Annotated in this window: 12 protein-coding genes and 1 riboswitch; of the genes, 8 read left to right on the top strand and 4 right to left on the bottom strand. The window is 34.8% G+C overall.

The annotated features are described in order from the left end of the window. Positions 1-80: 80 nt before the first annotated feature. The gene (locus BLQ56_RS23350; RefSeq protein ID WP_175490199.1) at positions 81-218 is read right to left on the bottom strand and encodes a hypothetical protein; all 138 of its coding nucleotides are present in this window, start codon (positions 216-218) and stop codon (positions 81-83) included. Between the two features lie 249 nt (positions 219-467). Between BLQ56_RS23350 and BLQ56_RS06210 the strand changes: the two genes are divergently transcribed. The 4 genes from BLQ56_RS06210 (at position 468) to BLQ56_RS06195 (ending at position 8,105) form a co-directional block, all read left to right on the top strand. After that, on the top strand, positions 468-2,129 hold the full coding sequence (locus BLQ56_RS06210) for a glycoside hydrolase family 13 protein (RefSeq protein WP_090851004.1): 1,662 nt from the start codon (positions 468-470) through the stop codon (positions 2,127-2,129). A 246-nt stretch (positions 2,130-2,375) separates the two neighbouring features. Next, positions 2,376-2,585, top strand: coding sequence for a methionine aminopeptidase (locus BLQ56_RS06205; RefSeq protein WP_090851002.1), 210 nt, complete (start codon positions 2,376-2,378; stop codon positions 2,583-2,585). Positions 2,586-2,723: 138 nt separating this feature from the next. Next, entirely contained in the window at positions 2,724-4,595 is a 1,872-nt protein-coding gene (locus BLQ56_RS06200; protein WP_090851000.1) for a PAS domain-containing sensor histidine kinase, read from the top strand. Positions 4,596-4,841: 246 nt separating this feature from the next. Then, a complete protein-coding gene (locus tag BLQ56_RS06195; RefSeq protein ID WP_090850998.1) occupies positions 4,842-8,105 on the top strand; it encodes an efflux RND transporter permease subunit in 3,264 nt (1,087 codons plus the stop codon). Between the two features lie 42 nt (positions 8,106-8,147). Here the strand turns inward: BLQ56_RS06195 and BLQ56_RS06190 are convergent, their stop codons facing one another. Continuing rightward, a complete protein-coding gene (locus tag BLQ56_RS06190; RefSeq protein WP_090851357.1) occupies positions 8,148-9,977 on the bottom strand; it encodes a DNA ligase D in 1,830 nt (609 codons plus the stop codon). A 35-nt stretch (positions 9,978-10,012) separates the two neighbouring features. Next, positions 10,013-10,918 (bottom strand): non-homologous end joining protein Ku, encoded by a 906-nt coding sequence (gene ku / locus BLQ56_RS06185; RefSeq protein WP_090850996.1) that lies wholly within the window; start codon positions 10,916-10,918, stop codon positions 10,013-10,015. A 144-nt stretch (positions 10,919-11,062) separates the two neighbouring features. Here ku and BLQ56_RS06180 point away from each other — a divergent pair, with 144 nt between their 5' ends. The 4 genes from BLQ56_RS06180 to BLQ56_RS06165 all read left to right on the top strand — a co-directional run bounded on the left by BLQ56_RS06180 (position 11,063) and on the right by BLQ56_RS06165 (position 14,641). Beyond that, the gene (locus BLQ56_RS06180) at positions 11,063-11,695 is read left to right on the top strand and encodes a DedA family protein (RefSeq protein ID WP_090851354.1); all 633 of its coding nucleotides are present in this window, start codon (positions 11,063-11,065) and stop codon (positions 11,693-11,695) included. 54 nt (positions 11,696-11,749) lie between these two features. Further along, a riboswitch (yybP-ykoY riboswitch) is annotated at positions 11,750-11,888 on the top strand. Between the two features lie 39 nt (positions 11,889-11,927). After that, on the top strand, positions 11,928-12,722 hold the full coding sequence (locus BLQ56_RS06175) for a TerC family protein (protein WP_090850994.1): 795 nt from the start codon (positions 11,928-11,930) through the stop codon (positions 12,720-12,722). A gap of 123 nt (positions 12,723-12,845) precedes the next feature. Next, complete coding sequence (gene sigI, locus BLQ56_RS06170) at positions 12,846-13,586, top strand: RNA polymerase sigma factor SigI (RefSeq protein WP_090850992.1); 741 nt, start codon at positions 12,846-12,848, stop codon at positions 13,584-13,586. After that, complete coding sequence (locus tag BLQ56_RS06165) at positions 13,583-14,641, top strand: anti-sigma factor domain-containing protein (protein ID WP_090850990.1); 1,059 nt, start codon at positions 13,583-13,585, stop codon at positions 14,639-14,641. Before sigI ends, BLQ56_RS06165 begins: the two co-directional genes overlap by 4 nt. Positions 14,642-14,978: 337 nt before the next feature. Here BLQ56_RS06165 and BLQ56_RS06160 read toward each other — a convergent pair whose 3' ends face one another. Beyond that, on the bottom strand, positions 14,979-15,170 hold the full coding sequence (locus BLQ56_RS06160; protein ID WP_090850988.1) for an alpha/beta-type small acid-soluble spore protein: 192 nt from the start codon (positions 15,168-15,170) through the stop codon (positions 14,979-14,981). Between the last annotated feature and the right edge of the window lie 52 nt (positions 15,171-15,222).

The raw sequence follows: 15,222 nt of genomic DNA, 5'->3' as shown, positions 1-15,222 counted from the left end.
TATAGTTTGATGTTAAATAAGGATATGAGGAAGGTGGGAGTGTTAGTATATAATTCTCTTTATTTGTCAGTTTGCATTTATTAGGGTGTCTTTAATAGAGATTCGATTTCCTCATCTGTCACAAATTTCAACTTAAGTTCTTTAAGCCAATCCTTTTCAATTGGTTCAAGAAGTTTATCGATTTCTACATAAGTCAGTTTTATTATTTGTTTATTCAAATGTCTCACCTTATCCTTTCAATTAGAATATTCGATGTTCCTTAAATATTTATGGGGGAGGCGAAAACTCTTCCTTAATCGCATTTTCTTTTTTTTATGGTTTTAATGGTTGTTAAAAAGGTAATAATGGTTTTATTAATTATTAATGTGAATATATTTAAATATATATTGAAATATATGAGGATTTTGTTATTATAAATAGTGCAAACGGTTGCCTTAAAATGATAATTGAAAGAGGGATATAAATAGATGAGCAAAGTATGGTGGAAAGAACTTGTAGCGTATCAGATCTATCCGAGAAGCTTTATGGATTCAAACGGTGATGGAATAGGTGACTTGAAGGGAATTATCTCAAAATTAGATTACTTAAAGGACCTTGGAATCGATCTTATTTGGATTTGTCCTGTTTATAAGTCTCCAAATGATGATAATGGTTATGATATTAGCGATTACCAAGATATTATGGATGAGTTTGGAACAATGGAGGACTTTGATTTACTTTTACAAGAGGTTCACAATCGCGGGATGAAGTTAATTGTTGATTTAGTGATTAACCACACAAGTGATGAACATCCTTGGTTTATCGAATCGCGCTCTTCAAAGGATAACCCTAAGCGTGATTGGTATATTTGGAGAGATGCTAAAGATGGTAAGGAACCAAACAATTGGGAAAGCATTTTTAGTGGCCCTGCTTGGGAATACGATGAGAAGACAGAGCAGTATTATCTTCATATCTTTTCAACAAAGCAGCCTGATTTGAACTGGGAAGTGGAAGAGGTTAGAGAAGAAATATATAAAATGATTAATTGGTGGTTAGATAAAGGAATTGACGGATTTAGAGTTGATGCGATAAGTCATATTAAAAAAGAGCCAGGCCTAGAGGATATGCCAAATCCTGAGGGATTAAAATATGTTCCTTCATTTGATAAACATATGAATGTAGAAGGAATTAACCCATTCTTGGAGGAATTAAAAGAAGAGACTTTTGCAAAATACGACATTATGACCGTTGGTGAAGCAAATGGGGTGAGTATTGAACAAGCGGATGAATGGGTTGGAGAAGAAAAAGGGAAGTTTAATATGATTTTCCAATTTGAACATTTAAGCCTTTGGGATGCTGAGTCAAATAAGGGTCTAGATATCATAGGGTTGAAAGAAGTGTTAACAAGATGGCAAAAAGGGTTAGAGAATAGAGGATGGAATGCTTTGTTTATTGAAAATCATGACAAAGCAAGGTCTGTGTCAACTTGGGGTAATGATAAGGATTACTGGAAAGAAAGTGCCAAATGCTTAGGGACGATGTATTTTCTTATGCAAGGAACACCATATATCTATCAAGGCCAAGAAATTGGCATGACTAATGTTCAATTTGACTTGATTGATCAATATAATGATGTTTCCATTAAAAATATGTATCGAATTAAACGTGAGGAAGGTGTATCACACGAGGAAATTATGGCATACATTTGGTCTTCTTCGAGGGATAATTCACGTACACCAATGCAGTGGTCAGCAAGTGAAAATGCAGGTTTTACAACTGGTGAGCCGTGGTTAGGTATTAATCCGAACTACCATGAAATCAATGTTGAGGTTCAACAGAATGAAGACGATTCAATTCTAAATTATTATAAGAAGATGATATTAATTAAGAAGGCAAATAGCATCTTCACGTATGGCGCATATGATTTAATCTTGAACGAACACCCTCAAATTTATGCATATACAAGAACATTAGATGAAGAAAAGATGGTTATTATTACGAATTTAACTGAAGACGAGGCTAATTACCATATGAGCGAATTTCCTCTTAAGAGTGACGGGCTAATCCTTCATAACTATGAAGTTGCCCCACATGATGCTTTGACTGAATTTACTTTAAAACCTTTTGAAGCTAGAGTATACCGTGTTTAAACGGTATACTTTTTTGCTTGCGCTTTTCGAAGTGTCTAGCTCCAGCGCCTAGCCCCTCGGGGTCATAAGTCAAATCACTCCAGAAACCAAGGTTTCCTGCGTGATTCGCCTTATGCCTGCCTGAGGCTAAAAAGGCGCTTGCGCTTTTCTTATCACCCCAATCACTTGTTATGAATATACTACTAATGCATAGATATCCTATTTTTTCCACATGCTAAAGAAAAATATGGATGTGAGGTGTGTGAAATGGGACTAATAAACACAGTTAATGATTGGATTTCTTCAAGATATGAAAAGAAAGTTAGAGAAATGGAAGGATTAGGACTATGTCCTGATTGTAACGGTAGAGGCTTTCATACCTTCAACACGTATGATCTATATTTTGCAAACCCAATTGATTGTACGGGCTGCAATGGATCAGGTAATTATTCGGAATGGTTTGAAGGAAATCAATAGATACAACCTGGAGCTAATCTTAGCTCTTTTTTTTATATTCTATTATAAACAATCTAGTATTGGGAAAATTTCTTTCATTCAGTCTATAAAGCGGTTACAATAAAAGTTAATAAATTCCTATTTAAGGAAGTGTGACAAATGCTCTCACATAAAGTACTTGTATCTGCATTAGATGAATGTAGAGATTACGTGATGATTATGAAAGTAGAACAGATAGGTATATATACATATGATTATGCTAATCGTTTCGCTCTTGAGGCGGGAACTATACAAGAGTCCGACTATGGTAAAATGCTTGAAGATGTAATCAGTTCTGATAGAGCTGCTTACCTTAAAAGAAAATACGAAGAATGTATCTTAAGTAAGAAGAAGACTTTAGTAGACCATACTTGTTTTCTGAAAAATGGGAAAAGACTTTGTAATGGCTATGTTACGCCAGTTTTTAGTGAGAATGGTGCTTGCACTCATTTAATCATGATTACCAAGATTGTTGAAGAGACAAAATTAAGAGACAAAGAGTTATATAATGCAACTATAAGTGAACGAAGAAAAATGATTAAAAAGTTAGAGCATAGCAATGAGAAATACGAGTTAATCACAAGGAATATGTCAGATATTATCATCATCGTTAATAATGAGGGGAAAATTAAATATATATCCCCATCTTGCCAAAACATTCTACAATATACTGTGGATGAATTGATAGATGAAATTTGTTTCAATTATGTACATAAGAACGATTTAGAAGAGGTCATTTATAGATTTGAAAATGTAGAAACGAAAAAAAATCATGATCCTTTTGAATTTCGAATTAAACATTCTAACCAACAATATATATGGTTTGAAATAAAGACAACCACTGTACTGAATTCCTTAGGAGAACTTGATCATCTCGTTTTGGTTGCCAGAGATATTACTAATCGTAAATTAGCAGAAAGTGAATTAAAGAAAAGTCGTGAAAAGTATAACTTAGTCTCCCGTCATACAACAGATTTAATTAAGATGTATGGATTAAATGGGGTGATTTATTTTGCTTCCCCATCGCATGAAGAAATGCTTGGTTACTCTGCAAGTGAATTGGAAGGCAAAAATATGTTCGAATATATCCACCCAAGCGACAGATTAACTACTAAGGAACAGTTAGAAGAATCAATCAAAAAGAAAGTCCCAATCCTTATTGAAAAAAGGTTAAGATCGGCAAAGAACGAGTGGGTTTTTGTAGAGTCAATCATTACTCCAATCGTGGATGAAGATGGAACAATTGAGACATTTGTGGGAGTATCTAGAAATATGACAGATCGAATAAAAAATGATGAATTAATAAGAAATCTAGACCGTCTTTCAATCATTGGACAATTAGCAGCAGGTGTTGCACACGAAATTAGAAACCCATTAACAGCCTTAAAGGGATTTTCAAAACTTATGCAATCAACATTGATGGATACAGATCAACTTAGATATATTAAGATCATTATAGATGAATTGGACAGGATCGAACTGATTGTAAATGAGTTTATGTCACTTGCAAAGCCTCAAGCAGTTGAATTTGAAGAAGCTAATATACAGGATTTAATAAAGGGAACCTTGACAGTTTTTGAAACGCAGGCTCTCTTACACAATGTAACGATTGAAACTATCATCACACATCAGGAACCTCTTATTATATTTAGTCAGCCTAATCAGATTAAACAAGTATTTATGAACTTTATAAAGAATGCAATTGAGGCAATGTCATTTGGTGGAAACATAATCGTTTCATTGAGGGTAATGAAAAATGATACTGTTGAGGTTTGTTTTTCTGATAATGGAGTAGGAATTCCTCAGGAAAGGCTAAAGCACTTAGGTACCCCCTTTTATACGACGAAAGAAAAAGGGATCGGTTTAGGTTTAACGATAAGTAATAAAATAATAAAGGAACATGGGGGAGAAATGATAATAGAAAGTATCCCTAATCATGGGACTACTGTTAAAGTAACTTTGCCACTTTTAATAAAATCTGTTTGTATTTAGACTGCTTTTAAGCAGTCTTTTTTTTCTAAGTAAACCTTACTAGCGAAGGTTTTTTCAGTTTAGGCGTTGTTCTTGCATTAACCCTTCGTCTAAATTATAGTTAATTATAATGACCAATTGGTCAAATGTTATGACTGCTACGATTATTAGTAATCATTAATTTCGTGATTTCTTTGTAGACTTTTTGTTAATAGTAGAAATGACCTGATGATTTTTTGATTTAATAAGTAGAAGAGGAGAAATGTAATGAAGATTAGTAACTTTGCCATTAGAAGACCGGTTTTTACATTAGTTTCGATGTTTTTAGTCATTATTTTAGGGCTTGTATCATTATTAAATATTCCCCTTAAACTAATTCCAGAAATTAACCCTCCTATTGGGGTTGTGGTTGTCAATTATCCTGGTGCAGGTCCAACTGAGGTTGTAGAAAAAGTAACGAAACCAATTGAAGAATCGCTTTCGACTTTGCCAGGTTTGACTACAATGTCATCTACCTCACAGGAGAATTCAAGCTTAACGTTAATGCAATTCTCTTGGACTACTTCAATTGAAGACGTTGAGAGTGAGGTTCAAAGCAGAATCGATTCAACGACGATTGCTGAAGATGCAAATAAACCACGCTTTATGAAATTTGACCCGTCACAATTCCCAGTTATTCAACTCTCTTTGAGTACAAACACTGATTCGGCTACCTTACAAGAGTTAGCAGAGAACCTTGTAACTGAGCTCAATAAAGTTAATGGTGTTGCAAGTGTTAGTTTAGGTGGAACAATTGTTGAAGAAATAAAAGTGGTTTTAGATGAAGAGGTGTTGAAACAGTATACGTTAACTCAACAGGATATTGTAGACATCCTTCGTGCAAACTCGATTTCATTACCTGGAAATACTGTAGAAACGGAAGGGAAAGAGTTGACAACACGTGTTATTAGCACAGTCAATTCTGTTGAAAATCTACAACAAATCAACATTACTAAAAACCCTGCAAACGGAGAAACGGTTACATTAGCGGATGTTGCTGACGTCTCACTAGCTCCACAAGAAGAAAATACGATTACTAGGGCAAATCAAGAGCCAGCATTATTAGTTAGTGTACTCCAACAATCAGATGCAAATACAGCCGAGGTATCAGAATCATTTAGAACAGAATTAGATGATTTGTTGAGTCAGGAAAAATATGAAGAAATTGAATCAGATGTATTATTTGATCAAGGAGATTTTATTCAAATTGCAATTGGTAATATGTCTAACACGTTGATCTTAGGTGGCTTATTTGCCATGCTGGTGCTTTTCTTCTTTTTAAGAAGTGTAAAAAGTCCACTGATCATTGGAATTGCCATTCCATATTCAGTTATTGTCACATTTGTATTAATGTATTTTTCTGATTTTACATTAAATATCTTAACACTAGGTGGATTGGCTCTAGGGATTGGAATGTTAGTCGATAATGCCATTGTTGTCATTGAAAACATTTATCGACATTTATCAATGGGGAAAGAACCAAAAGAAGCTGCTGAAGATGGAACGAAAGAAGTAGGAACAGCTATCGTTGCGTCAACACTAACAACGGTAGCAGTGTTCTTACCAGTCGTTTTTATCTCAGGAATCATTGGGCAGTTATTTACTGAATTTGCCTTTACCATTGCCTTTAGTTTATTTGCTTCATTGTTTGTAGCCCTTACAGTTGTGCCAATGCTTGCAAGTAAATTTCTTAAGACACCGAGAGAAAATATAGAAGTAAAACGTCAAGAATCAAGCTTTATGAAGTCACTAGAAGGGTTAACAAAATGGAGCTTACGAAATCGAGCGCTCGTTCTAGTACTTACGATTATTATAACTGCAGGAAGCATTTTTGGTTTAACCACTGTTGGTACAGAATTTCTACCAAGTAGTGATGAAGGTTTCTTTACAGTTGGTGTGGAGCTAGAGAATGGGGCAACACTCAGCGAAACTGAAAAGACAGTCAAAGCGATTGAGGAAGTTCTTAGTGATGAAACAGAGGTTGATGTTTATGTGAGTTCCATCGGTTCGACACAGGATGGGGCATATTCAGGAACAGGTAGTGCGAATGAAGCAGAAATCTATGTGAAAATGAAAGAGTTAGATAACCGAACAGCTTCTACGTTTGATTTTATGGATGAACATAAACGAGAAATTGAAAGTGCTGCTAGGTCTGCTAATTCAACTGCAGAAGTATCACTAAATGTTCAATCTTCATCAGGTTCATCACCAAACACTCTTACATTTAATGTAAAGGATAATAATATAAACCAACTAAATGAAGCTGTTGAACGAATTACCGTTGCTCTAAGAGATTTGGAAGATATTACAGAAGTTTCAACTGATTTAACAGAAACAATTGAAGAGGTTCAAATTACAGTAGATAGAGATAAGGCATTTGAACAAGGATTACTTCCAATCCAAATTGCAACCACTGTTAATGATGTAACTCGTGGCACTACTGCCATACAGTTAACAGATGAAAACCAATCGATCTACCCAGTAAATGTCGGATATGATCGGGAGTTAACAAGTAATATTGATCAATTAAGTAATTTATTAATCAAAAAGCCAGATAATAGTTATATTGAGCTCAGTCAATTAACTGACATACAAATCGGTGAAGGACCAACCACTATAAATCGAATTGATCAACAAAGTGCAGTTCAATTTACAGTAAAATTTGCTACAACAACAAACTTAGGTGATATTTCTAGTAAGGTTGATGCAGAGATTGCTGATTTAGATTTATCAGATGAAACAGAGATTACATTTGGTGGTGATCGTGAACTATTAGAATCATCTATGGACGATCTTGGTTTAGCCTTCGTGTTAGCTCTAGTGTTTATCTATTTAGTCATGGCAGCTCAGTTTGAGTCATTTAAGCATCCTTTTGTCATTATGTTCACTGTACCATTAATGATTATTGGGGTAGCGATCGCACTAACAGCAACTCGGACTCCGATAGGTCTAACAGCATTTATTGGAATCATTGTTCTAGCGGGAATTGTCGTTAATAATGCCATTGTTCTTATTGATTATATCAATCAGAAGAAAGAAGCAGGAATGAAAACATATGATGCGATAGTAGACGCTGTAAAAGAACGAACAAGGCCAATCTTAATGACTGCAACGACTACAATTCTTGGATTATTGCCTCTTGCGATTGGTCTAGGGGAAGGATCAGAGATGAATCAACCAATGGGGATATCAGTAATTGGAGGGTTAATTAGTAGTACTTTCCTAACGTTATTTATCATTCCGATTGTTTATAGTTTATTTGATAAGGAGACTCGCCGTTTAAATAAAAAATATGTGACACCCGATGGTCAACTCATACCTGCTTACCTAATCGAAGAAAGATTTGAGAAAGCTGTGGAAAAAGAAGAAACTGAATCATCGCTACCAGTTTCACAAGGACAGCAGTATAAAAAGCAGGATATGGTACACATGTTAGAAGAACTCCTAAAGATTGTTAAGGACGAAGACAAGGATAAAGGTAATAAAGAATAACAAGAAAAAAGAATGCCCTTTTTCAGAAGGCATTCTTTTTTCTTATCTTTGTTTAAGAAAGTCCAGTACTGGTCTAAATGGTTGAATGTCTTTAGATTGAAAATAATCTTTAAAGGGATCTCCTAATTCACTAACTCTTTTATATATGGACTCCATTGAAAAGGAATTGATGGACAATCCATCATGGATTTCATGCCAAAATAATGGAGCAGCGACATATGCACCGTCATTACCCCTGATTGAGTAGGGTGCGATGATGGTTTTCCCTTCAGCATGTTGAATATAGTCAACGTATAGCTTATTGTTCCTATTTTTTTTCAATCTCTCTATGGTAAAGAGGCTAGGCTCTTTGTTAATAAGGTAATGAGCGATAAACTCAGTAAACACTCGAGTATCATCATAACTAAATGTATTTTCAGGTAAGGGTATATAAATTTGAAGCCCCTTATTACCTGACAACTTAATAAATGAAATAAGGTCTAAACCTTCAAATACCTCCTTTAGTAATAAAGCAGCTTTGATTGCAAGCGGGAATTCATTTCGTGAAGGAGGATCTAAATCAAATACAATTTCAGAAGGCCCTTTAGAATAAATGGTTTGAAAAGGGATATGAAATTCAAATGCTAACTGATTCCCAAGCCAAGCCAATGTATCTATGTTATTGCAAACAATGTAATCAATTCCTTCATGCTGACTTCTAGTAATAAAATCAGGGGCATAATCAGGGCAATTCTTTTGATAGAATGACTCACCATACATACCATGAGGAAATCGTATAACTGTTAGCAATCGATCTTTTAAAAACGGAAGCATATAGGGAGATATATTTAATAGATAATCCAAATAATCTTGTTTTGTTATATTTTTGTCTTTCCACAAGGGTTTATCTGGATGTGTAATCGTAACTTGAACAGGAATCTCAATTTTCCTCTGTAGGTCTTCCCATGTACAATCCGACCATTTCATGTCAAAACAAAATCTTGTGAAGCTTGGTTGACGTAATTGTTCCTTATACAGTTCTAAATAAAATAACTCAACACATATTCCTGGTTCTACTTTTAAGAATCCTTTGTTTAATTCCTCTGAATGATTAATTTGAATAACCTTTAAAAGAGCTTCCCGTTCTTCAGGCGATAATCCATTTGAAAATAATCCAATTTCGTAAATCTCCTTATTTCTAATGACGGAAACATGGAAAAAGCCGTTTGTACGATCATAACCAGTAATAAAAAACTTCCCTCGTTGCCAATTTTTAATTTTGTACCAAGATGTTGTTCTTTTTCCTTCTTCCCATTTCCCATCTCGCTTTTTTGCAATAACACCTTCACCATTCTCAAATTGGACTTGTTCCCATACTTGTTGAAATGAATCATTCACATCTATTAATTGCAGAAGCTGAGGACTATTATGAGCTATTTCTGAAGACAGATTATTATCTACAAATAGCTGTCTCACTCTGTCTTTTCTTTCAATGAAGGGATTCCCTCTTAAATTTACACCCTTGCGTAAGATCAGATCAAAAACTAAATAGTGAGCAGGCTGATTTCTTGAAAACTCTGCTATCTTCTCAGTATTCTTAAGTCTCCCGCGTTGCTGTATATGCTCAAAATTGGCCTTGAAAGGGGACTCTAAAATAGTGACCTCCCCATCAAATATGATAGGAAGATCTTTTTCAAAGGACTCTTTTTGACTTAAGCAATAGTTGATGATTTCTGGGAATTGATCATTTAACAAATTCCCATTACGACTCACCAATTTGATGTTGTCATGATCCCAATGTAACAAAGCACGAAAACCATCATATTTAATTTCATACAACCAATCAGATCCACTAGGCGCATCAAATATAAGAGTTGGTAGCATTGGCTTAATCAATATAACCACCTCAGACTTCTATAATCATCAAACTAACTTCCAACTTTTTTGCGTGTTGTTCTAACTTTTTGAGTGGTTCCGGCTTTAGGCTCGGCTTCTGAAACACTTGTCTGTGTTTTTTGTTGGGCAGTCGTCTTTTTCGGTGCAACTGCAGTTGTTTCTTTTCCTTTTGTCCGTTCTATACTTGCTTGGAGGGCACTCATTAAATCAACGACATTTGTTCTAGGGGCTGTGTCTTTTGATGTAGTCCCTTCATTGTTATTGACCTTTGTTTGAATTAAATCTAGTAAAGCCGTTCTGTAGTCATCTTGATACTTTTCAGGTTGGAAATCGGTTGTAAGTTGATCAATTAACATAATGGCTGTCTCAAGTTCTTTTTCGTTAATTTCAACATTCTCTGGTACTGCTGGAACTTCATCGACATTTCTAACTTCATCAGGATAGTGAATAGTTTCCATCACAAGACTGTTTTTATAGACTCTAATGATAGCCATTTGTTGTTTGGACCTTATCGTGATTTCTGCTATGCCAATTTTCCCAGACGTTTTAAGTGCTTCTCTGAGTAATCCATATGCCTTACTACCATTATCTCCAGGGCCCATAAAATAAGAACGACTAAAATAAATCGGATCAATATCCTCAAGATTTACAAAATCAACTATTTCTACACTTTTATCTTCATGTTCATCTTTAAGTTCTTTTAGCTCTTCGTCTGTTAAAATAATGAATTTCCCTTTTACATACTCATATCCTTTTACAATATCTTCATTTGTTACGTCCTTATCACAATGTGAACATACTTTCTCATATTGAATAGGGGTATGACATTCTTTGTGAAGATTTCTTAGCTTTACATCTTTATCCTCGGTTGCAGCAAAAAGTTTAATTGGGATGTTTACTAACCCAAAGCTAATTGAGCCTTTCCACATTGTATGCATAATCAATACTCCCTTACATAGATAGTCTTTAAATTATCTTCCCCAATATAAAAGATGAAATAATGGTAAAGAAATCCAACTGGAATTTATAGGAATTATCTGTTATTGTATAGTCAAGTTTATCTAAATTTGAAAGGTGCTACTATGGAACATATTATAATTACTATTGTAGAATTTTTAAAACAGTTATCGTATCTTGGAATTTTATTAGCCTTGACAATTGAATTTATTCCAGCTGAAATTGTCTTACCTCTTGCAGGGTTTTGGGTATATCAAGGAGACATGAATCTTTGGTTAGTTGTGTTAGCAGGAACAGTGGGAGGAACACTTGGTCCGCTAACTTTATATGCTCTAGGCAGATATGGTGGGAGACCAATGATTGTTAAGTATGGTAAGTATATTTTTATTAAAGAAGAACAACTGGCAAAGGCGGATGCTTTTTTTGAAAAGTACGGTGCATCAGTTGCATTCACAGCTAGATTCTTGCCAGGGGTTAGAACGCTAATCTCGATCCCATGTGGATTGGCAAAAATGAATGTGATCAGTTTTAGCATCTATACATTTTTAGCGATGCTTCCGATAACATTTCTTTATGTATACCTAGGTCTATTGTTAGGACCTCGCTGGAAGGAAGTAGGTGACCTTGCGAATCAATATCTATTACCTGCTGGTTTAGTGGTCTTATTGGGACTAGTGATTTGGTATTTTTGGAAGAAGAACTCAAGAGTGAAAGAACAATCAATTTCATTCAAAGGGTTTACATCAAGAAAAAAATAATTGACAATTCGTTCAAGCAGTAATAAAATAAAAGTAACATAATATGATAAATTCTTCCAGTTCAAAGGGGAGTAGCGTTCGAGGAAACTCGAAAATAAAGTCGTCATTTCGTGGAATCTCCACCGGCTTTATTGACACTAATTTGTGTTTAGCAAGACCTTTGCCTAAATGGCAAAGGTCTTTTTTTGTGTTCATATTAACATGTTAGGAGAAAAAAGGAGGAGGAGAATTTATGGATGTTTCATTATTATTAGAATATGGATGGGTACTACTTATACTTATAGCTCTAGAAGGTATTTTGGCAGCAGATAATGCTCTAGTAATGGCAATTATGGTTAAACATTTACCTGAGGAAAAAAGAAAAAAGGCATTATTTTATGGATTAGCTGGAGCATTTGTATTTAGATTTGGATCTTTATTTGCAATTTCTTTTTTAGTGAACCTTTGGCAGGTTCAAGCAATAGGAGCAGTTTACCTTTTATTTATTGCTATTAACCATTTAGTAAAACGGTATGCAATTAAAAAAGATAGCAATGAACCAAATAAAAAGGAAAAAAAAGCTTCAGGATTTTGGATGACTGTATTTAAAGTAGAATTAGCTGATATTGCTTTTGCAGTAGATTCAATTTTAGCGGCTGTTGCATTGGCAGTGACATTACCTGCCACTAATCTACCGAAAATAGGTGGATTAGATGGAGGTCAGTTCGCAGTTATCTTTGCTGGAGGCTTAATTGGTCTAATTATTATGAGATTTGCTGCAAGTCAATTTGTGAAATTACTTCACCGTAAACCAGGACTTGAAACTGCAGCCTTCCTAATTGTTGGTTGGGTAGGGGTTAAGCTAGCTGTTTATACATTAGCACATCACGAACTTGGAGTGATAGCGGAGAGTTTTCCTAAATCACCAGAATGGAAAATTTCGTTTTGGGTGATCTTAATTGCTATTGCTGTTGGAGGCTGGTTTTTCTCGAAAGATCAGGTTGAAGAAGAAGAAGAAGTACTTCTTAAAAAAGCAGAAAATCAATAAACAAAACAAGGGTTCCAGCTTCGGTTGGAACTTTTTTTATTTTTTAAGAAAATATTACTATTGAAACCCCCCTAAAAAATAAGATAGTATTACGAATAGTATATTATGAACCGAGGTGAAACCATGCTAAGTTTATTATTTAAGCTTGGAAGAAGCAAGAGTTCGCTAGAAGATTCGGTACTTAGAATCCAACAGGGGGATAAAATCCTACAGAACGAGCTTATAGAGAAGTATAAACCATTTGTTGCTAAATCTGTATCATCTGTGTGCAAAAGGTTTATCAATGAACAAGATGATGAGTTTAGCATTGGTCTAATCGCATTTAATGAAGCCATTGAAAAGTATTCAACAGATAAGGGGAGTTCCCTTCTTTCTTTTGCAGATCTTCTAATAAAACGCAGAGTGATTGATTTTATTCGTAAGGAAGCTCGAGTGAAAACAATTAGACTAGACTCAACTCAAAATGAAGAAGAGGATTATTTCACGACAATCGAATCAAGACAAAGCATAGATCAATACCAACTGGCCATTGAGCAAAGTAATCGAAAAGAAGAAATTCTTCGCTTTCATAATCGACTAACAGAATTTGGACTTACATTTACTGAAATAGTTGAACAATCTCCAAAGCATGCAGATGCGAGATTAAATGCAATGACGATTGCGAAGATTATTGTTGAGAACGAAGCTCTTAAAACCAGTTTATTTGAGAAAAAACAGTTACCTGTAAAAAGGCTAGAGAAAATCGTTGATGTAAGTCGAAAAACGATTGAAAGAAATCGAAAGTACATTATTGCGATGACTCTTATCTTATCTGAAGATTATCTGTATCTAAAAGACTATATTAAGGGGGTGCTAGGTGAGTGAAAACAGGAATTGTAATGAGTATTGAAGAGGATTTTCTAACTGTATTAACACCAGATGGAGAATTCTTAAGAGCTAGAAGACAGGAAAATATTGAAATTGGTGAAGAGCTTTCTTTTTTCCCAGTTTCTTTACCGGATACAACTAGAAGAACTGTCTGGAAATCTGCGAAAACAAAAAGAAATGCAATATCTATTATAAGTACACTTGCTGCAATGATATTAATTATAACGTTTATCCCGATGTTTGCTACATCTAAGCAAGTATATGCATATGTTTCCATTGATATTAATCCCAGTTTAGAGCTGGGAGTGGATCATGAATTACAAGTTTTAAGTATAACCCCCCTAAATGAAGATGCCGAAAAGTTACTAAATGAACTTCCGGAATGGAAGAACAAGCATATTGATGAAGTAACAGAACTAATTATTGATGGTAGTGTTGATAAAGGTTATCTTGAACAAGGGGAAGAAGTACTAGTGACTACTGTTGTCACTGAGTCTGAAGATAATAAAGAAAATGAGATACTTCTTCAAACTGATTTAGAAGAAATTAGTAAAACTTATAGCAAAGAAAGTAATATTGTTGTAAAAACGATTCAATCCAATATCGAAACTAGGGAAAAAGCAAAACAAGAAGGATTATCTACTGGAAAGCTTGTTCAAAAGCAAAAACAAGAACATGAAAAAGAACAAGAGGCAATACAGCAAGAAGAAGAAAAAGGACTTGAAGAAGCAGATAAGACTAATAACAATGAAAACGATGAAGTCGAGTCAAATTCCCCTACTAATAATGCTGGTAAGAAAGATGACACTCAAGCAAAAGAGGAAATCTCGGAGGATCAAAATAGCAAAAAACCACAAGAAAATAAAAATGGCAAGGTTAACAATAATAAAGGTCAAAATAATCATAACAAAGAAAAGCCAAAGAACTCATCCATTTTGGAAAATGAAAAAGTTCCCAATCATGTTAAAGAAAAGTTGAAAGATAAATTCAAAAGTGTTCCAAATGGATGGAATAGAGAAGAGAAGGGAAAAGAAAATAAAAATCGAGAGTAAGAAGAAAAGCGTAAGCGCCTGTTCAGCCCCGACAGGCATAAGGCGAAACACGTAGGAAATCTTGTTTTCCGTAGTGTTTTGACTTATGACCCCGAGGGGCTAGGCGCTGGAGCTAGACACCTAAGAAAAGCGGAAGCGCCTTGTTCAGCCCCGACAGGCATAAGGCGAAACACGTAGGAAATCTTGTTTTCCGTAGTGTTTTGACTTATGAGCCCGAGGGGCTAGGCGCTGGAGCTAGACACCAAACTAAGTGATTTTTTAAACATTCTTATCTTATAAATAAAAGCCGAAGGATTGCTCCTTCGGCTATTTCCAATTATATTAAGTTGTGTTGTTATTATTCGCCTTTTAATTGTGCTTGAGCTTGTGATACAAGTCTTTTCGTAATTTCTCCACCAACTGATCCATTTGCACGTGATACTGTATCTGATCCAAGTTTTACTCCGAATTCTTGGGCAATTTCATATTTAATTTGATCTAGGGCTTGTTCAATTCCAGGAACAAGTAATTTATTACTACTGTTTGCCATGATTACACATCTCCTTTTAAATTTATAAGGTGTTCTATATTGCATTTCTTAG

This window comes from Litchfieldia salsa (assembly GCF_900104555.1).
GTDB classification, from domain to species: Bacteria; Bacillota; Bacilli; order Bacillales; family Bacillaceae_L; genus Litchfieldia; species Litchfieldia salsa.
This window is presented reverse-complemented; position numbering and strand designations above follow the sequence as displayed.